Here is a 19,535-nt window from a genome sequence, read left to right as displayed (position 1 = left end):
TCACATCTTTCGGAGTCCAACGACCCGCCACAACAACCTCCAAGTCGAGGTGGCGCATTCACCCACTGACAACTCCGCCGATTTCTGCGCGAACCCAGGGTTTGCCTGCCAGGGTTTGCCTCCCGGGGTTTGCCCACAGGGCCTGGCGGGGTTGGGCCGAGCGGAGCGCTTCGGGGCACCCGAGGCAGCGCGAAGCGGAACACACCACGCCGCGCGCACGCCTACCGCGTGGTAATCACTTTCACCTCGTAGCCCTCCAGGTTCGTCCCCTCAATGAGCGCCTCGGTGTGGGAGCGCGCCAGTTCCTCGGCGCGGGTTTGGGCACGGTCGAGCAAGCCGCCGTCGATAGCCTTCTGCTTCTCCACCTCGCGGCGCGAGTCCACGAACTCGGTGACGTCTTCCACCGTGATCTGGTTGATGGGGTTCATGGTCTGGTCCCACACTTCAGAGCTGCCTTCAGTCCAGGTGGATTCGAGCACTTCGGTCTGCGGCAGCCGCACTGCGATGGTGCGCACGGCATCGTCCACGTCCACAGTGATCTGGCTCGCGTCTTTGATACCGGCGGTGACGCGTCCCGAGTAGGTGACCAGGAAGTTCTTGCCGGTAAACGGCACGCGGACCCCCAGCACGCGCAGGCCTTCGTCGTCGAATTTGCCCACGGAGGAGTAGACGTATTCCTCCGTTGCCAGCTCTGCGATGTCATTGAACTGCCCGCCGATGGCGGCAGAGTCCATGGTGCGCTCGCCGCGCTCGAAAATCGCCGGCCACAGCAGCACCAGCACGAGCGCAAGCACCGCCAGCACTGCCACGACGGATACAACAACACCGCTACGTTTCTTCACGCCTGCACATCTTAAAAGCGATCGCCTATCGACGCCCTCCGGTCCCCCACCTTCTGTACACTCGCTGTGACGTATCGCGCACCGCCCCGGCGGCCGCGCGCGGATCACACGCACGACGAGGCACAACACAGGGAAGGCCGAACCATGTCCGGAACCACCAAAGCAACATCGCCCCGCAACGGCGCGAAACAGCACGACCAACACGACGAGCCCAACCAGGAATCCAACCAGCAGGACGGCATGTCCGGCTTCCTGGGCTGGATTGAAAGAATCGGCAACAAGCTGCCGGACCCATTCTGGCTGTTTGTGATCCTCGCCGGCGTGGTGGCGGTGTCGTCCTGGCTGGCCAGCAAGGCGGGCCTGTCCGCAATCGACCCGGCCTCCGGCGAGGAAATTCACGTCGAGTCCCTGCTTACCGGCGAGAACATCTCGCGGATGGTCACCGACGCGGTGGAGAACTTCATCGCCTTCCCGCCACTGGGCGTGATCCTGGCGGTGATGCTGGGCGTGGCCGTGGCGGAGCAGACTGGCCTGCTCGCGGCGATGGTCCGCGCGATGGTGGACAAGGTCAGCCCGAAGATGCTCACGTTCATGGTCGCGCTGGCTGGCGTGACCGGCTCGGTGGCCTCGGACGCCATCTACGTGATCATCATCCCGCTGGGCGCGATGGCCTTCCACGCGGTGGGCCGCTCGCCGGTAGTGGGTGCGATGGTGGCGTTCGCGGCGTCGTCGGCAGGCTTCAACGCCTCGCTCATCCTCAACATCACGGACCTGCTGCTCGCTGGCATCTCCACCTCCGCCGCGCAGCTTGTGGACCAAGCCTACGAAGTCTCCCCGCTCGCCAACATCTTCTTTGTCATCCCGTCCGCGGTGGTGCTGTCGCTGATCATCACGGCGGTGACCGAGCTGTTCGTGGACAAGAAAGCCGAGAACTTGGTCGACCACGACCACATCGACGAGGACGAACTGCAACTCGACGAGTCCAACCAGCCCAACGACTCCCACCTCACCGACGATGACGACCTGTCGCTGACCCCACTCGAGCGCAAGGGCCTGGCCTGGGCCGGCATCACCCTCCTCGTTGCACTTGCGGCCTACTTCGCCCTGCTGTTCATCCCGGGCTCGCCATTCGCGCGGCCGGAGGAGGGCTTCATGGAGTCGCCGCTGATCCGCGCCATCGCCGTGCCGATCGCCCTGATCTTCTTCGCTACCGGCCTGGTCTACGGCCTGATCGTGGGCACCATCAACAATGCCGCCGACATCCCGAAGTTCATGGCCAAAGGCCTGGAGTCCCTCCTGCCGATTCTGGTGCTGTTCTTCGCCGTCTCCCAGTTCCTGGCGTGGTTCCAGTGGTCCAACCTGGGCCCCTGGACCGCCATCAAGGGCTCGGAGCTGCTGCAGTCCTGGGACCTGCCGAACGTGGTCCTCTTCGCCGCGTTCGTGCTGATGGTCACGCTGATCAACCTGTTCATCACTTCCGGCTCCGCGCAGTGGGCGCTGATGGCGCCGGTGGTGGTGCCGATGATGATGTACGTCGACGTTTCCCCCGAGGTCACCCAGATGCTCTACCGCATCGGCGACTCGCCATCGAACATCATCACCCCGATGTCGCCCTACTTCGCCCTGGCGCTGACCTTCCTGCAGAAGTACTACAAGAAGGCCGGCGTGGGCACCCTGATGTCGCTGGCGCTGCCGTACGCGGTGAGCATGCTGGTGGGCTGGTTCATCTTCTTCATGATCTGGTACGCCCTGGGCATCCCCCTCGGCCCCGGCTCCCCGATGGGCTACCAGGTGTAGCTCGTTGGGGGGTGTCCCGGGATTTCCCGGGCGCTGTCGGCCGGTCAACCGCGGATTTCGAAGTCTTCCGTTCGAATTCTGTGTGCCTTTGCTTATCGACGAACCTTCGGCCAGCCCCGTCACTTCCCATAGAGCGACGTAATGATGCGCTGCGCAAGCAGGTGCACCGTAGTCGAGGCAGTATGCCTCCCAACGTGCTCGTCGAAATCCCCTAACGAATCAAGTGGCTCTCGAACTTTCGCCTCAGCGCGTGCGATAGCACGCCGGACATCGTCCACGGTGAAACTCGGCTGGGCGGTTTTTACGTACGCCGGCCAGTACTGGATCAAGCTATCGAGGACATCTTTTTGCGTGCTTGCGCCCTTTGCATCAGCGAAGTGGAGCAACAACCAGTACTCGAACTGCGGAACACTAAAACCCACTCCGCGGTCCTTGCGTTCGGCAGCCCATTCAAAAACTGCCTGGAGTTGCTGGTCCGTCGCGTCGTCTTCATCGAGGACCACCCAAGCTTGGTCACCGGGACGTAAGTCGCCGTCGCGCTTTAGGTTGGCCAGCCAATCGTCTGCAGTCTTGAGTAACGCAGGCGGGTGGGGATGCACACCTCTACGCGCTTCCACCTTCACGGATTTGTCGCGGAAGCACTCCATTTCGAAGTAGTTCTTCTCCGTGGTGCCTTCGGTGACGATGAGAAACACATCTTTTACCGGGCGGGTGTTGGCCCTTTTGCTCTTACCCCCGAACTTTCTCTTACGAGAAGAGCGCACCCGCCTATTCGACATTGCTGAACTCCAGCGGCTTTATCGACGGCACACCACCGAACCTGCCTCGCAGGTAGCTCTTTCGAAGGTCTGTCGTCTTTCGCGGCCCCTCGAAGTCCGAGAGAACGCTCGTTTGGGTTTGTCCCGATCGGTCCTTCTCTACTACCCAGATCTCATCTCTCCGCAGTGTTTCGGGGTCCATGAGCAGAAGGTCGTGGGTGGTAAAGATCAGTTGCGCTCGGGAATCTGCAGAAGAATTCGCAAGGAACCCACCGATCAGCGCGCGAGAGAGTTCCGTGTGGAAACTGCGGTCGAACTCATCAACGACCAATACCGCTTCGAAACCCGGGGTCGTCAACCGAGAAAACAACCCGAGCAGCCTCGTCGCGGAACGGGTCCCGTCCGACTCGTCCCACCAGCGCAGGCCGTAGCTCTCGCCTTCTTCAGCGGAGTGGAGGAGGGCGATTCGTTGCGCCTCAATCTCGTCGCCCTCGAGCCGCAGCGTGAAGCGCCCCGAAGATAATTCCACATCCATCGGATAGTCCGGGTTGCTTCGCAGCTCTTGCTCTATCTCCAGTGCTTCCTCAGCGCCCAACCCCAAAGCTGAAAGTTCCACGTCCTCAGCCTCAACCCCTGTAATTCCGGCGTCGATCTGCGAAATCAAGTCTTCCCACCCGTCAGGCTGGGACTGCAGGTGGCCGATATCCATCAACCCGGCTGGGATCACCAGAATCGTTTCAACGAAAGCACGGACGACCCCGAAAGCATCCAACTTGAGCGAATCTGGGAACCGCGAAAGGTTCGTCTCACTAGCAAATGAGGCAAGAGGAACCTTGGGCGGCACCGACTCGAGCAGCACCCGTGCTTGCGCGACCTCGGTGGGGAACCGCTCCGACTTCTCCTCCAACAATGGGAAGCTGAACGAGTCCCCTACGCGCTCAAAAACGTCAATTTCGTCTTTGGACAGGTACTTCGTCAGCCGCTCCTCCACCACGCTTTTCGCGTCGTACGCGAGCACGTACTCATAGACGATGTCGCCGACAGAGAACAGCACCTCAAAAGTCGTCGGCTCAAACGCTGCATCTGGGCGAAGTGCGAACGGATCAAATGGCATTGGATCTTTAGGGCGCGGAGGATTTTTCAACATTTGCTGCAGTGCCATCAACGCCCGAACGAACGTAGACTTACCTGCCGCGTTTGCACCGAACAGGGCTGCTACAGGGTTAATCCGCTTCTTGTAACGACGAGAAAGCTCCGGGCAGCGCTCTCGGTGAACCTGCTCCCTGGTCGCGACCATGTTTATCGACGCGGGCTCGTACACCGAGCGATAGTTCGCGATCGTGAGGTCCAGCAGCATAGGCACCCCTTCCAAACAATTCGCCTACGACTCAAGTTTCTTGCATCATAAGTGAAATTTCTAACTACTGTGATCCGCGTACCCCCATTGCTACCAGCGGCGAAGAAGCGACCCGAGGACGATGACATTGACTTCACAATCTCACGAGCGAGCGGAAACTAGCTCCGCCCGCATCTCGCCGTCCCGTATTACTGTCGCGCGACTGCGCCGTGGCCTCACAAAAGCGGAGCTCGCCGCCAATCTCGGCATCGCCCCAACAACATTGTCTCGTTGGGAGGACGAGGGACCGCCACCTTCCCGCACCGAGTCCGTCATCGAACAGCTCGAGGCTGCACTTGGGTTTACCGCGGGTTACTTCATCTCCGAAGAGCTCGAAGTCCCCTCGACGGATTCCACCCTCTTTCGGGCTGGCAGCCGCGCGACTCTACGGCAGAAGAGCGTCGCAGTCGCATCCGGGGCAAACGCCAGCACACTTTTGGCCTGGCTGCGACGCAACTTCGATTTCCCAGAGCCTGACCTCCCTGATTTTTCTGGGTTTACGCCTTCGGAGGCAGCCCGCCATGCGCGCACGATCTGGCAGCTCGGCGACAGGCCAGTCCCAAACTCGGTCCAGCTCGCCGAATCCCTCGGCATCGCCGTCATGGGCCTGCCGCCCGCAGCCTCTGCGGTGGACGCGTTTTCCTTGTGGGACGGCAAGCAGCCGCTTATTTTCCTGGCCCGTCGCCGCACCCCCGAGGGCACTCGTTTCGACCTCGCGCACGAGTTGGGACACCTACTACTCCACAGTTCCGACGATCCGCACAACGGAGCACGCGAGGAGAACGAGGCCAACCAGTTCGCCGCCGACTTCCTCATCCCGCCCGGCATAGTTAACGCACACCTTCGCCTGCATGCGAGCCTCGACCACATCCTCCGGCTCAAGACCGCGTTGAAGGTGTCAGCCATGGCCATGCTTCGCGCCGCTTACCACCACGGCAAACTCAGCGAGCGGGAATACCACTCCCACCTGACCGCCCTCTCCGCGCGTGGTTTCCGCACGGACGAGCCCGGCAGCACACTGCAATACGAACGCTCGCGCATCTTCGATTACGTGCTTTCTCCCGATGGTGGCGCCAGCATCTCGAGCATCGCCGATGAAACAAAGCTCCCGCCACGAGACCTGCACGCGCTCATGCTCAGCGCCCAACCTCACACGGTCTCGAGCGCTACCCGGACAACAAGCACCCCAGCCCGCCCGACGCTCCGAGTGGTGCGTTGAAATCCTAGCTCGTTTCTGACTTCTGCCAGGGGTGAGACCAGCGAGTTCAGGGAGCGATCACTGCCTCCCCCCCCCCCCCCCGCCGACGAATTCAGGTTTTCGTCTATACGCCAAAATCGCGCAACACTGGTCCACTGCAATCCCACAAAGAAAAGCCGGCAGCGACACAACCCGCTCCCGGCTCAACTCCCCCTCAGCGCCCTAAAGCGCCAAGCGCCCCCAAAAACCTACTTCCCAATCTCCGCCGGGGTGCAAATCGGCGCCTGGCGCATGAACTCCTCCGGTGCCCCCTGCTCGCGCAGCGTCAGACCGTTGTAGCACCCACGCTGCATCCCGGTCTGCTTCGTGCCCGCGGTCGGGATCACGGCCCACTTGCCGTTGGAGTTCTTGAAGTACAGGATCCAGTCCGTCTGGTTCGCACCCGCAATGGCCCACTTGCCGTCGCAGAAAATCACGTCAGTGCCAGTGAAGTGCGGCCACTCCGGCACCACCGCGTCGAACGCCTGCGGCGCGCAAGAGCCACTAGCAGCCGCGCCATTGTCCTTCTTGGTCAGCCCCGGGATCGCGAGCGCCGGCACCAGCGAGGAAAGTCCCGCAGCCGCCGCCGGGTCCAGCCCCTCGGGCAGCTCCAGCAAGCCCTGCTGCACCGCGAAGTACCCGCCGGCGCCCACTGCGGCCAGCACGCCGAGCGTGATGCCGATAATTGCGCCCGTGCTTAACGACGAACCTTCGGCCTCCCCCGAATCCGCAGAGGAACCCGTTTCGGTAGTGTTCGCGCCCTCTTCAGCGAAGGTGGCAGGCGCAATGACGGCGGAGGTGGTGACTGCGGCGGCGACGCCGAGTGCAAGCATCGGTTTCTTCATGCCCGCCACTTTATCGCGTTATACCCGTCACTTCGAGGGGAACAGCGCAATTCCCCACACCCCGAGCGCGACAGCAGCGGCAACCAAAACCCACCACAGCACCCCGCGTGGCCGCGAGAACCACTTGTCCGCAGCCAGCCAAACGACGCTCGGAACGACCAGCGCCAGCCCCAAAAACGTCAGTGCCCGCCAATCCACCAGCCGGTTCGCCGACAACAGGCACACCACGCCAAAGCCCGCGAGCCCCCACGCGACGGCGTTTGCCCGGAATCCACCTATCGGAATCAACATGTCCGAAACCCTACCCCAAAACTCGGCCACATAACCACGGCCGAAAACATCACCTAACCTGCCGATTTGGGCAACACAACCAACCCACGCTATTGTTACATCTCGTTGCACAGCGAGAGCAACGGCAACATATTCCTCCATAGCTCAGTTGGCAGAGCATTCGACTGTTAATCGAAGGGTCACTGGTTCGAGCCCAGTTGGAGGAGCAACTTGAAGGAGCCCGCACGGGCTCCTTTTCGCATTTCCACCCCTCGTTTCCACTCCCCAAATAGGGGCAAACCCGATTCACCCCCATTGCACTTACAAGTGAAACCCAATACGCTTCAACCTCCACGGCAAAAGGAGGCTCAAATGACTGCCACCCTATCTTCCTCAAGCGCCATTGTTCTGAGCACTGAAGATACGGCTGCATTCGAAGCCCTGCGGATGCCCGAGGACGCTGACATCGCAGTTCTTGACAAGGATGGCAACCAGGTCGACCTCCCCGAGCGCGTACAGGCAACCGTACTTGCAGCGATTAGAGCTCTCACGGAGTCTGGCGAAGTCGCGATCACCCGAATGCCGGAACAGCTGACAAGCACTTCTGCCGCGGACGTGTTGGGAATCTCGCGACCGACCTTGATGAAGTGGGCAAGGGCCGGCAGGATCGACAGCTTTAAAGTCGGAACGCATACCCGTTTTCACCGAGACGACGTACTTTCCCTCAAGAGCCAACTAGCAAAGGAGCAGGATGAGGCGCTCGAAAGCCTCCGGTCATTTGAACTTGAATCTTTCGGTCCACTAGCCGACTAACCCCCACGTTGCTGTTCCATACATAGGAAGCATCCCGAGTGGTCCGGGTCTGCGATCGAGCGCCGATTCAAAATGATGGAGGCTCTTATCGACGACACGGTTATCTCACCAGATGGCTACTACGGCTTCAGCGGAGCTGATTCGAGGGTTTCCACGTTCATACGGCTGCAGTGGCGGGGGCATTTCTCCGCCCTGAGGCGGACACTGCAGGAATAGCAACCGCCCTCTCGACGTTCCACCCGTTGTCCCGGCAAAGACCGAACATCCAGAGAACAACGACTACAGAGAACAACGACGAAGGAGCACAGCGTGACTGCAGCGAAGCAATGGGTCCTGGCCTCCCGCCCGGAGGGCGCACCGACAAGCGAGAACTTCCGGCTCGAGGAGGTGGGGCTGCCGGAGCTTTCCGACGGCCAGATCCTCGTCCAGAACACCTTCTCCAGCGTCGACCCCCTACATGCGCGGGCGGATGAACGACGTGGAGTCCTACATCGAGCCGTTCCAGATCGATGAGCCGCTCAACGGCACCGCGATCGGCACAGTCACGGAGTCCCGCTCCAGCAAGTTCAAAGCGGGCGACACGGTCCGGCACTTCGCCGGGTGGCGCACCCACGCCGTCCTGAACGAGGACCAGGCGGAGCAGATCGACACCACCATCGCGCCGGCCGAAGCGTACCTGGGCATCCTCGGCCTGACGGGGCTGACCGCCTACGTCGGTCTGACCGCCGTCGGCGAGATGAAAGAGGGCGACGTCGTGTTCATCTCGAGCGCCGCAGGTGCTGTGGGCTCGGCTGCAGGACAGATTGCGAAGCACCTCGGCGCAGCGAAGGTGATCGGGTCCGCAGGCTCCGCGGAGAAAATCGAATACCTCAAAAGCATCGGCTTCGACGAGGCCTTCAACTACAAGGACGGCGACGTGAGGGGCCAGCTGGCGAAGGCGGCGCCGGAGGGCATCGACGTCTACTTCGACAACGTCGGCGGAGAGCACCTCGAGGCCGCGATCCAGAACGCGAACACGTTCGGCCGCATCGCCATGTGCGGGGCCATTGCGCAGTACAACGACACGGAACCGGCGCCAGGGCCGCGGAATCTGGGCCTGTCCATCGGCAAATGCCTCACGCTGCGCGGGTTCGTGGTGGGCCAGTACTCCCACCTTGCCAAGGAGTTCCAGGAGAAGATCGCCCCGCTGGTCGTCGACGGCTCAATCACGTTCGAAACCACGGTGCGCGAGGGCATCGACAACATGCCGGCCGCATTCCTCGAGCTGTTCGAGGGCGGCAACACCGGCAAGATGATCGTCAAGTTTTAGGAGGACACAATGACCAAGGTTCTTATGGTCGTTACGGCAGCTAAACACTGGACGCTTAACGACGGCACATCCCACCCCACCAGCTTCTAAGCCGAAGAACTGGTCACGCCCTAGAGCGCTCACCTAGACCCCGTGTGGACCTGGCCGGCAACAACCCTCGCCACCGCCAGGTCCTCCCACGGCATACCGACGGTCTTGAACACCACCCGCCGCGCCGGATCCAGCGCCACCTCCCCGCGCACGACCTCAGCCATCGTCACCACGTCGTCCCACGCAAGCGCCCCCTTCTCCACCGCGATCGCCACATCGCCGGCCTCCCGCTGCGCAGCCTCCACATCTTCCACGATCACCTGTGCGCCGTGCAGCACATCTTCATGCAACTCCCGCGTGTCCACCGTGTGCGCCCCCACGGCAAGCACGGTCGCATCAGAGCGCAATTGCCTATCGACGACCACCGGTTGCCCCGCACTCGTCGCCGTCACAACCAACCCGGCCTTGCCCAACGCTTCATCGGCCGCAGCACTCCCCGATTCCACCCACGGGTAGCCCAGATCCGCCGGCTCGCTCCGCGAGGTAAACGTCACTGACACCTCCCGCACCCCTGCAAGCACGTCCTCAACCGTGCGCGCATGTGCCCGCCCCTGCGCACCCGCGCCCACAATCACGCACTCCAAGGGTTCACTCGACGCCCGCAACCGATCCAGCACCCCAGCCACGGCCACCGCCGACGTCCGGATCTCCGTCAGCGCCGCGGCATCCATCACGACCTCCGGTGTGAGCGTCTCCCCACCCATGAGCAGGTAGGAGCCCTGCACGAACGGGACGTCGACAGTCGAGCCCACCGGCTGAATCCCCAGCACCTTCACCCCGACCGCACCATCGAGCGCCGACGGCAGCAGGTGCATCTCCCCGTGCGGCAGCGCCACCTTCTGCCGATGCGGATCGGAGGCGGGGTCGAATCCGCCCGTCAGAACCTCCCGCAACGCATCGACGGCATCACGTGGCGTGACCGCGGACAGAACCTCGTCGTAACCCAAATTACGCATGCGGCCGAGCCTACCTACGTGTACGCGGCGCCCTCTTTTACTACTTCTTTCGGTGAGGCTTTAGCTCGAAACCGTCAGGAAGCGGTTTGAATTCGCCCTTCGGCACATACGCATGACTCTGAAATTCACGGAGCCCCTTTACATCGAGTTCACCAACTACGAAGTGGTCATTAGTCCCGCCTCGGATCTGAACCATGTCTCGCTTGTGGGATTCGCGAGCAGGCACACGAATGCGCGAATCGCCGTACTCCCTGTTGTTTACCTGCACGATGTAGCTGTGGATATCTAGGGCAGCCGCTTCAACCAGGGAATTGAAAGTGTTCAGATCCCTGTTCCACTCCACAACAAATAGTGCATCGATTGCTCCGCGTAGCGAGTTTCGATACTCGGAATTAGTGAGCTCTGAGCAAACCAGTAGAGCGAAGTGGAAGTTGCCGTGCGCGATGCGTGGAGGCTTTGACTCGCCTTGCCATGCAACCTTGGGCTCAAGCTTCAGTCGATCAATGTGGTTAAGGTTATCGGCTTCCGCATGGGCGGGTCGCTGCTTATCCTGGATGTACAGACCAAGCGACGGAAATTTGAATCCCTTATGTAGAGCGGAGAACCACACCTGGTTGTGCACAACTGGACGCGGTCCGTGAAGGTACTCCACTCCGGAAATGAGGTTAATTTTCTTTCTACGTAAGTGGGTTGCAGCGGTGAGGAACCAGGTGGGCGGCAGGCACGCCTCATGCAATACGAAGTAGTCGGCGCTGCCTTCCGCCATGACACCGTTGACCAACTTGGCGGTTGTATTCCATCGCTTGAGGCCAATTTGCGGGTTCCCCATGACCGATTGTGTCAGATATTCCTGCGGTGTGAGAAGGGCCCCAATAGCAACTTTTACCTTCGATTGGTCAGAGCCTGCAGAGGGGAACCATATATTTTCATCGTTAGAGCCACCTCTCCAAGGAACACCGGCTGGCTCAGTGAGCTCCTTTTGCATGGTTTCTTTAAGTCGCTCAAACCGGTCCTTATCCTTAACAGGCAGGTCCGCGAAAATATCCGTGCGCTCTGCAAAACCCCTTGCAATTAAGAACCAATCTTGCACGTGACGCATATTTAGGTCGCAATCGCTCCACGGCCCATGACCATCCGCGCCCGCCACTCGGGTCCAAGCGAACAGTTCAATCGGTGATGGCGGCCTCGTTGGAAAGACAATGCCCCGTATCGTTACCGGTGTATCCGCTTTATTTTCTTCGAGATACCCCGTTAAGGTCTCGACTGAGAAGCGCGCCCCGACTGCGTCCAGAAACTCCAACAGCTTCCATGTACTTTCGCCGAGGAGTCGCTCTAAAGCAGTTGGCACTTCGTCTTGCCGATTTTCAGCAGCTTGCAAGAAGGCGAAGTCGTTTTCCTCAAACTTCACCGGAGTTCCCTTGGAGTAGTGGTCAAGCTCTCGCGAAACCAGGACCTGCTTGAAAGGCACCAACGCTAAGTCCATTGCGAATAGTCTCTGAAAAATCTCCTGATAGAACTGCTTTTGGACTTCTTCATCGCTGCAGTCTTGTAGGAGCCAATTACCGAAGTAGTCATCTAACTGATCGCTTTCCTGGTCAGTGTTGTGGCTCACTAACGATTGGAGCGTTTTCAGAAGCGCCCGCTTATGCGCCATAGAAGCCAAACGGTTAGGGACTGAAACCACTTCGTCTGCGAGTTTTGCGTGAGCGAGCTTCCTCCAGGATTTGAGTATAGGGTCCGCGTTCTTATCCACGTCTTGACCTGCAACTTCAAGTGCTGTCCGATTGTCTTGAATCGACCCCATGATCTCTACCAAGGCGTGGGCGATGCTTTGCGCGCCTCCGGTGTCGCCAACCTCGAGGCATAGTCGGAATAGTCGCTGGTAGTAATTGTGGAACTCAGTGAAGCGGTTTGGCTTTGAAGTGTGCTGCACGAACGAGCTGATGAACTGCTCCCGGTGAGGTTTCCAATCGCTTGCGGTGACGTTTCTGGCGATCGTTTTTAGATCACGAACCTTGAGCGCGAAACCTGCACGCTTAGTCGCGATCGCTTCGAGCCCGAAAAACTCGGCATCCCTCGTCGGCTGTTCGTACATCAGGGCGATGATTTTGGTAGCAACTTCTACCGGGTCCTCCGGAAGCACCGGCATATTCCGCCACTCACTGGTGTTTTGCATCATCACCGATCGCACGTGGTTCACGGCCCACTGACCGAACTTCCCCTCGGCGTGCACCAAAGAGAATTTGTCTTTGTTGAAGACGAATTCACTGTTTACTTGGAAGGGCACCTTGACCTCGACAACCGAATTACCTGTGCCTAGTGTTTGATCTTTTGATTCTCCGTTTAGGGCAGAATCATCGGTTGTTCCTGCCTGCTCTGAGGTCTCATCCGTCAACTTGTCTGAGCCAGCACCGCCCCCAGGGGCCGTGCTTTTGCCGCCGGTACTCACCGAAGCACGGAAATGCAGCTCAACATCGTCGTTAGAGGTGTCTTTGTCGCCAAGTGGAAACAGGGTGAGACGGTGTTTGATCCAATCCCCGAGGTTTTTCAGGTCCTCGATCTCCGGGTGTCCCTCAATCACTAAGGCGATGTCATCCACATAACGGCCGTAGAAACGCGGTTTTATGCCCTGCTCGACAGCGCGGTCAAGATCGATCAGTGCGATATTGCCAATGACTTTGCTCGCGCTGACACCGACGGGCAGACCACCGACATCGTTGGCCTTACCTAACGTTTTACCGAGATTTTGGCTCCACGCTTTGAATGCCTCCACAAGGAGAATGTGGATCGCTAGGTCTTCGCCGACTAGTGCCCCACCCCCTTTCTCCTCGAACAGATGGCCCTGCCACTTTGTCAACCAGCCCTCATTAAGAAGAAAATTCGGGTCGATATTGTGGAAGTAGCTGGTGAGGTCGGCGCTGACAAAGAGCGCATCTCTATTGGCCTTTACCAGTTCTTCGACCGCATTAACGCCGTCTTCTTTCCAGCGGCGATAGTTGTTCAGATACGGCTCAAGGCTGCCAAGAGCAAAATTATTTACATGCTTTTTGTCATAACTACGCCGAACCCTGTTGGAGTACACACTGTCGCTTAGCTCCGCATCAAACTTCGACCCCACTCGCGCGATCCACAATGCAGAGAGAACATGTAGATGCATCGTGCCCACGCAAACAGGTCGGAGGACTAACCTCCGTTCTTTAGCGTCGTTCTTCCCCGCTTGGGATGCCTTTGCTTCCCACCTTTGAGCGATCCCTAGGTCTTTGTCGGCCCGCAAGTGCTGGCTAGAAAAATGGTGTATTCGCGGGTCTTTCTTACTTTCTCGCCAGTCTGCTTTCTTGAAAATGTAGTGGGGATCACCGACGATCTTCGAACACCAGTCCGCACTTCGACCGGCAAGTTCCTTGTATTTAATTGTCGCTTGTGATCCGCCATCACCGGATTTTTCTTCGAAAAGATCATACCAAGGCATGCCGCTGACTACGGAGATTTCCTCAGCTAACTCGCATAGTTCGGCCCAAAGATTTTCCTCGTAAGCTGCGACTTCGAGGCGTGAGAGATGGTCGGTTTGAAAGACGTCCGCCTTAGCCTTCCGATACGCGAAAACTAGATCATTCTTCAAACCGTTCTCGAGGTTTCTCCAACGATCGAATTCTTTAGGAAGGATCCCGTCTCGATTTTCTTCATCGTTATTCTTGGCGGATTCATCGGAGGCATTCGTCATAAATATGACAATAAGTCACAGATAATGCTTAAGCAGGCGAAACTGTCTATTTTCGAGCAATTCATTCATCGCCCGCACAATTAGCAGTTCCAGAAAATGCAGCCAAACAAATAAAAAAGGGGACGCGGCGCAACGCAGCCGCATCCCCTCACCTGGGGAGCCGTAGTTACGGGAGGAACTGCTCGTAGTACTCCTGCAGGCTAATACCCATGTAATCGAGCAGCGCAGCAATCAAACCGACCGCACCCAGCGCACCGAGCAGGGACAGCAGGATGCCCAGCGGGGTGATGGTGACGCTCGATCCGACGGTCACGGAGCTGCCCTCGTCCGGGAACTGCTCTTCGGTAACACGGGCGCCTTGCTTCTCGACGGTCGTGGGCACCGTCGTCGGCACCTCCACCGTCGTCGGTGCGGTGACGGTTGTGGGCATGACCACGGTGGTGGGCACGGACTTGGTCACCGTCGTGTTCGGCGCGGTGGCGGTCTCCGTGTGGGTCACCGGGTCTGCGGACACAGACGTCGTGGTGGTCGCGGTGACGGTTGCGGTGGGCTGCTCGGCCGAGGTCTCGGGCGTCGAGGTTTCAGGCGCAGGCGTTTCCGGGGTCTCTTCTGCCTCCGCGGGCGCGGTGAACACGCGGAAGTCGGAGTAGCGCGGGTCGGGGCCGCCGGTGGCGGAGGCGTCACGTTGCGCGCGTGCGTACCAGAGGTACTCCGCGTCCGGTTCGAGGTTGTCCCAGGTGAACTCGGCGGCGGTGCCGTCGGCAAGCTTGGCGGTGCCGAGCTCCACCGGTGCGCCGAAGGCGGCGATGCCGGAGGTGGTCACCTGCTTGTCGTACTGCAGGTCGGCGTCGTAGACGAACTCGTCGGATTCTGGGGTGTAGCCCAGGTCGCGCGGGTCGTTCTTCCACGGTTCGAAAGACTGCAGGCGCGGTGAATACGCGTTGGCCGCGACCTTCCCGGAATCCAGGTCGAACTGGTAAAGGCGCGTGTACAGGGCGTCGCGGGCGCCGTCCTCCTCGTACGACTGGTAGTCCGCAACGGTCTCGATGACGCGGGTGCCGTCCTCACGTTCGGTGATGCGCTGGCGCACACCGTGCAGGTGGCCGGAGAAGACGAGCACGACGTTGGAGTGGGGTTCGACCAGGCGGTCGAACAGCAGGTCGCCCTGGGCGGTCCAGCGTCCGTTGTCCGGGTTAGAGCGGGCGTCCTCCTCGGGACGCAGATACTCGTGGGTGGAGAAGATCACGTTGTGGTCCGGGTGGTCCGTGATGACCTTGTCTGCCCAGTCGATCTCCTCCTCGGAGGAGTCGAAGCCCATCTGCAGGAAGAGGAACTTCGCGCCGTCGCGCTCCACGGTGAAGAAGTTCGACGCGTTGCCGTCCGGGCCGTGACCGCCCCACCAGGGATTGGACTCGTAGCGCGAGGCCGGGAAGTACTCGTTGAACATCTCGTTGGATGCGCCCCACACGTTGTCGTGGTTGCCCGGCAGGATGCCGTAGGGCATGCCGGCGTCCTCGAAGATCTCCATGATCTTGGAGGCTCGCTCAAACTCCAGCACCGCACGGTCCGGCTCCTGATTGCCGCGCAGCCAGTTCTGGATCACGTCGCCGGTGTGCACGGAGGCGATGATGTCGCGCGCGTCCTTGTTCGCGGCCAACCACGCGATCATCTGGGTATACGACGTCGGGTTCTGCTCGGTGAGGTACTGCGAATCCGTCACGTGCGCGATGGCGAGGTCGTACTCGCCAGGTGTCTTGAACATCTGGTTCGTCTCACCGTCCGAGTCGGTGAACGGGTCCGCCACGCGCTTGCCGTCCTGCACCAGCACGTCCACGGTGCCGTCGCGGTAGAAGTCGGCGACAGCGCCGGTACCCACCAGGGTGACCTCGCCGCCGTCCTCCCCTGCCGCGGTATCCACACGCTGCCACTGGCCAACGGTGTGGTTGAAGAAGTACATCTGCAGCTCGTGACGGTCGCGGGAGTGGCCGCGCCAGGCAATCGACACCACGCTGTCCTCGGGGCGCTCCACCGCCAGCTCGAAGCGCTGGTACGGGAACGCACGGCCGGTGTCCTGCGCTTGGTCCATCTTGCGCACATCCGCGGCGCGGGTCTCGCCCTCGCCGACGCGCGTATCCAGCGCTGCCTGTGGGGAAGCGCCGATGAAGCCGGCGGACTTCGACCAGTCGATCGCCGCCGTCTTCGCGCCGAAGGCGGTCACGTCGGCGTCGGAGGTGCCGGTGGCGGTCAGGGGCGTGCCGTCGGAAAGCGAAGGCACCCCGGTGCGGGTTGCGCGTTCGACCTCGACCGGGTCGAGGGAGCCGTCGACGGGTTTGGTCACGTCGCGGTATTCCGGGCCGTCCGCCGAGCCGGGAGTGGCGGGCGCGGTGACAAAGTCCGCCCAGTTGTTGCCGGTGGACTGCACACGGTGCCAGGCGTAATCGTGCTTCTGCGCCTCCTCGATGGAGGTGAACCGCATGCGGCGGTCCAGCGGCACACCTGCCGACGAGCACGGCCCCTCCGGCGCGTTGGTCACCTTGCCCACGTCGTCGTAGTAGACACCGACGGCGTCGAGAAGCGTGCCTGCGGCATCCGTGATTGTGGCACCGTAGCCCTCCTGCTGGAAGGTGGCGTCGGTGGCAAGCGCGTCCTTCACGCCCGCCTCCGGACGGGCCACGGTGAGCACGCCACCCGGAGCCAGCGAAAGCCCGTCCGGCACCACCGCTGCCGGCTCCAGCATGCGGCGACCGTCGGCGGCGCAGTAGTCCACGCGCAGACCGGACAGATCCGCGGGCGTGGAGCCGTTGTTGATGATCTCGATGTACTGCGCCTTCTGCCCGCCCTTGTCATCCGGGCGGCCGGCGGCGATCTCGTTGATCACCACATCGCCCATCTTCGGCTTTTGCACCTCAATGGCCTCGACGTCCGGGTCGTACTCGCCCGGGGTGCGCATCGCGCGAACGTAGTCCTTGGCGTTGTCGCCGGTGAACGCGACGCGCTGGTAGGACTCGCCGGAGGCGAAATCGAGCGTGTCGCTCAAAGGCTCGCCCGCCGTGCACGGGGAATCGGCACGGTCGAACACGCCAACGGAGTCCACGACGTTGCGGTCCTTGTCCACCACCATCAGACCGAAGCCATCGACGGCGTTAAACGAGGTGCCGTAGGTCGCGTCCGGGTGCCCCACCGTGGAGTCCGCTCCGGTGCGCGCGGCGGTGAACACCTCGCCGGGCGCCATCTCGCCGTCGGGCAGATTGAGCTGCAGCATGCCGTCGTACACGCGGCCGGTGCCGGTGCAGCGGTAGACCTGCCACCCGGTGACGTCGATAGGCGTGTCACCCGTGTTGGTCAGCTCGAAGAAGTTGTCGCCGGTACCGCCTGGGCCGCCGTTGGTGACCTCGGTGATCTTCACCGGCGAATCCACGCGCTGGTGCTGCGGGGCCTCTGCGTTGCGACGCCCAGGGGTCCTCTCCGCCACAATGAAATCCCGGCGGTCATCGCCCGTGATATCCACGCGCTGCCAGGATTCCCCGTGCAGGCCGTTGAGCACGCCGGGCAGCGGCTGGCCCATGGCGCAGAAGCTCTCCACGTCCTCGCGTGCGGACCCGACGCGGTCCACGATCTTGCCGTCCTGGTCGAATACGAGCAGGCCGTACTGGGTGGCAAAGGAGATGTCGAACGTGGTGTCCTGCGCTGCGCGGATATCCGCGCCCGCCTGCCCGGAGCGGCCCGCAGTGAAACGCTGGCCGGGCTCCAACACCACGCCGTCTAACTGCTCGGCGGACACCTGCGGCACAGACGCGCGCACGCCGGTGCCGATGCAGCGGTACACGCTCCAGCCGGTCATGTCTTGTGGCGCATCACCGTAGTTCTGCAGCTCGAGGAAGATGTCGCCGTTGCCGTCCGGGCCGGTGTTGGTCATCTCCGAGACCAGCACGTTCGCCCCGCCGGTGGTGTGCGGCTCCTCGTGGGTGTACTCGGGTGTCTTCTCTTCGACGGCCTCGCCCACCTCGATCGCACCCGCGGTGCGCTTGGCGGCGACGAAGTCCGCGGCGTTGTCGCCGGTGTTCGAGACGCGTTGGTAGGAGACGCCGTCTGCGGCGTCCAGGCTGGCATACGGCAGCGGCGTGCCGTCGGCTGCGGCGGAATCCTGGTTGTCCGCCCAGGCGACTCGGTCCCAGATGTCTCCGGAGGCGTGGTAAAGCACCACGCCCGCTGCCCCTTCGGTGAAGTCGCGGCCGCTTTCATCGCGCGGCACCACAACCGCTTCACCGGGCTGAAGCTTCTCGACGGGCATCCGCTCCGCCCACACATACCCCGCAAAACGGCGCCCGAACTGGTTGACCACGTCCACGCGCAGATCCGTGACGTCAACCTCCTGGTCGCCGAAGTTAGCGATCTCAATCAGCCCCTCCCCGTCCGCGCCCGTGTGCGCGACCTCGGAGATGAGCACGTCGCCGCGCTTCGGCGCCGCCGACGGTTCGGTGGCGTTCTCCTTGCCCGGGGTGCGCGGCGCGCGGATGAAGTCCGCTGCGTTGTCGTCGGTGTCCTGCGTGCGCTGGAAGCTCTCGCCGGCGGCGGAGTCCGTGGTGTTGGCCAGCACGGTGCCCTCGCCGCACGCCTGGTTGGCGGTGCCAGGGAATTGGACCGCGACGGCATCGACGTCCTCGCCCGAGCTATCGCGCAGCAGCGCGCCGTAGGACTCGTTAGCCAGCGACGTTGTGTACCGCTGCTTCACGTCCGCGTCCGCGATTGTGGACTGATCGCTCTCCCGCGCGAACACCCAACGCTCCCCCGCGCCGATCGTGCCCTCAAGCGTGTTCTGCGGCGCCGACGCCACCGAGCCGGTGCCCGTGCAACGGAACAGCTCCCAGCCCGAGACGTCCACAGGTTCGTCGCCCCAGTTGGCGACCTCGATGAAGTTGTCGTGGTAGCCACCCGGGCCGCCATTTGCGATCTCGCTGATGACCACCTGGCCGCCTGGCTGCGCAGCCGCGTCCGCCGCCTTCGCCGGCGCCACCGCTGCCACCATCGGCAGTGCGATGACAACGCTGGACACAAGGGCGGTGCACCCGCGCACCGCCCGTTTCCGAATTCCCATTTTTCAGTTCCTTAGCAATACGTTGCGCCCCTTTCTGGGGCGCATGCAGTGGAACTTATAGGTGAAATGGGAACCTACGTTTACCTTAAGGTGAAATGTGAATTAACTTAATACTCTTAGGCAGGTGACTATCTGCCGAAGTGAGTCCAGCACCTATTTGCGGCCCGGTTCGTTGCGGAAATCTTCAGCAATAGTCTTCCCACAATAGAACTAGGCATCCGAAGCGCTTTGACTTCTAGCGAAGGCTCAGCCTTGCGACCTTAAACGGAATAGATTCCGCCAAACTGCGTTCCAGCTTGACTAGCCCAGGTCCTGTGTTTAGGCCGAGAGTGTTATGTCTATGGACATTTTGGACGCGGAGTCTGGTCACTTATTGGACATGGAGTCTGGTGACTTATTGGACATG

General features: G+C 61.2%; 11 protein-coding genes, 1 tRNA gene and 1 pseudogene. 5 read left to right on the top strand and 8 right to left on the bottom strand.

Translation table 11 applies throughout. The features are described 5' to 3' along the window. Positions 1-221 precede the first annotated feature (221 nt). A complete protein-coding gene (locus tag NUW87_RS10740) occupies positions 222-842 on the bottom strand; it encodes a DUF4230 domain-containing protein (RefSeq protein WP_269028504.1) in 621 nt (206 codons plus the stop codon). A 144-nt stretch (positions 843-986) separates the two neighbouring features. On the opposite strand from NUW87_RS10740, the gene NUW87_RS10735 reads away from it, so the two are divergent. Beyond that, a complete protein-coding gene (locus tag NUW87_RS10735) occupies positions 987-2,639 on the top strand; it encodes an AbgT family transporter (protein ID WP_377735194.1) in 1,653 nt (550 codons plus the stop codon). A gap of 119 nt (positions 2,640-2,758) precedes the next feature. Here NUW87_RS10735 and NUW87_RS10730 read toward each other — a convergent pair whose 3' ends face one another. Continuing rightward, on the bottom strand, positions 2,759-3,403 hold the full coding sequence (locus NUW87_RS10730; RefSeq protein ID WP_269028503.1) for an RloB family protein: 645 nt from the start codon (positions 3,401-3,403) through the stop codon (positions 2,759-2,761). Between the two features lie 4 nt (positions 3,404-3,407). Beyond that, entirely contained in the window at positions 3,408-4,754 is a 1,347-nt protein-coding gene (locus NUW87_RS10725; protein ID WP_070844503.1) for an AAA family ATPase, read from the bottom strand. A 121-nt stretch (positions 4,755-4,875) separates the two neighbouring features. On the opposite strand from NUW87_RS10725, the gene NUW87_RS10720 reads away from it, so the two are divergent. Beyond that, complete coding sequence (locus NUW87_RS10720) at positions 4,876-6,012, top strand: XRE family transcriptional regulator (protein WP_083327889.1); 1,137 nt, start codon at positions 4,876-4,878, stop codon at positions 6,010-6,012. 227 nt (positions 6,013-6,239) lie between these two features. On the opposite strand, the gene NUW87_RS10715 is transcribed toward NUW87_RS10720, so the two are convergent. Then, on the bottom strand, positions 6,240-6,875 hold the full coding sequence (locus tag NUW87_RS10715; RefSeq protein ID WP_269028499.1) for a hypothetical protein: 636 nt from the start codon (positions 6,873-6,875) through the stop codon (positions 6,240-6,242). Positions 6,876-6,902: 27 nt separating this feature from the next. Beyond that, positions 6,903-7,166: a hypothetical protein gene (locus NUW87_RS10710; protein WP_269028498.1), complete on the bottom strand. Its 264-nt coding sequence runs from the start codon at positions 7,164-7,166 to the stop codon at positions 6,903-6,905. Positions 7,167-7,299: 133 nt separating this feature from the next. On the opposite strand from NUW87_RS10710, the gene NUW87_RS10705 reads away from it, so the two are divergent. The 3 genes and pseudogenes from NUW87_RS10705 (at position 7,300) to NUW87_RS10695 (ending at position 9,267) form a co-directional block, all read left to right on the top strand. After that, positions 7,300-7,372 (top strand) — tRNA-Asn (locus NUW87_RS10705). Positions 7,373-7,517: 145 nt separating this feature from the next. Next, positions 7,518-7,958, top strand: a complete 441-nt coding sequence (locus NUW87_RS10700; RefSeq protein ID WP_269028497.1) for a helix-turn-helix domain-containing protein — start codon at positions 7,518-7,520, stop codon at positions 7,956-7,958. Between the two features lie 309 nt (positions 7,959-8,267). Continuing rightward, positions 8,268-9,267: pseudogene (locus NUW87_RS10695) on the top strand (NADP-dependent oxidoreductase). A 119-nt stretch (positions 9,268-9,386) separates the two neighbouring features. Here the strand turns inward: NUW87_RS10695 and NUW87_RS10685 are convergent. From NUW87_RS10685 to NUW87_RS10675, 3 genes are all read right to left on the bottom strand, one after another. Further along, positions 9,387-10,313 carry an ornithine cyclodeaminase family protein gene (locus tag NUW87_RS10685; protein WP_269028496.1) on the bottom strand — a complete coding sequence of 309 codons (927 nt, stop codon included), beginning with the start codon at positions 10,311-10,313 and terminating at the stop codon, positions 9,387-9,389. Between the two features lie 40 nt (positions 10,314-10,353). Next, positions 10,354-14,034, bottom strand: coding sequence for an RNA-directed DNA polymerase (locus NUW87_RS10680; protein ID WP_269028495.1), 3,681 nt, complete (start codon positions 14,032-14,034; stop codon positions 10,354-10,356). A gap of 166 nt (positions 14,035-14,200) precedes the next feature. Continuing rightward, positions 14,201-19,129, bottom strand: coding sequence for a lamin tail domain-containing metallophosphoesterase family protein (locus NUW87_RS10675; RefSeq protein ID WP_269028494.1), 4,929 nt, complete (start codon positions 19,127-19,129; stop codon positions 14,201-14,203). Between the last annotated feature and the right edge of the window lie 406 nt (positions 19,130-19,535).

It is taken from the genome of Corynebacterium pilbarense, assembly GCF_026930265.1.
Taxonomy (GTDB): domain Bacteria; phylum Actinomycetota; class Actinomycetes; order Mycobacteriales; family Mycobacteriaceae; genus Corynebacterium; species Corynebacterium pilbarense.
This window is presented reverse-complemented; position numbering and strand designations above follow the sequence as displayed.

What these genes read in the sequence shown, in the direction of transcription:
- NUW87_RS10735 (WP_377735194.1), top strand. Translation starts at nt 987, where the DNA reads ATGTCCGGAACCACCAAAGCAACATCGCCCCGCAACGGCGCGAAACAG.
- NUW87_RS10725 (WP_070844503.1), bottom strand. Translation starts at nt 4,754, where the DNA reads ATGCTGCTGGACCTCACGATCGCGAACTATCGCTCGGTGTACGAGCCC.
- NUW87_RS10720 (WP_083327889.1), top strand. Translation starts at nt 4,876, where the DNA reads ATGACATTGACTTCACAATCTCACGAGCGAGCGGAAACTAGCTCCGCC.
- NUW87_RS10715 (WP_269028499.1), bottom strand. Translation starts at nt 6,875, where the DNA reads ATGAAGAAACCGATGCTTGCACTCGGCGTCGCCGCCGCAGTCACCACC.
- NUW87_RS10710 (WP_269028498.1), bottom strand. Translation starts at nt 7,166, where the DNA reads ATGTTGATTCCGATAGGTGGATTCCGGGCAAACGCCGTCGCGTGGGGG.
- NUW87_RS10700 (WP_269028497.1), top strand. Translation starts at nt 7,518, where the DNA reads ATGACTGCCACCCTATCTTCCTCAAGCGCCATTGTTCTGAGCACTGAA.
- NUW87_RS10685 (WP_269028496.1), bottom strand. Translation starts at nt 10,313, where the DNA reads ATGCGTAATTTGGGTTACGACGAGGTTCTGTCCGCGGTCACGCCACGT.
- NUW87_RS10680 (WP_269028495.1), bottom strand. Translation starts at nt 14,034, where the DNA reads ATGACGAATGCCTCCGATGAATCCGCCAAGAATAACGATGAAGAAAAT.
- NUW87_RS10675 (WP_269028494.1), bottom strand. Translation starts at nt 19,129, where the DNA reads ATGGGAATTCGGAAACGGGCGGTGCGCGGGTGCACCGCCCTTGTGTCC.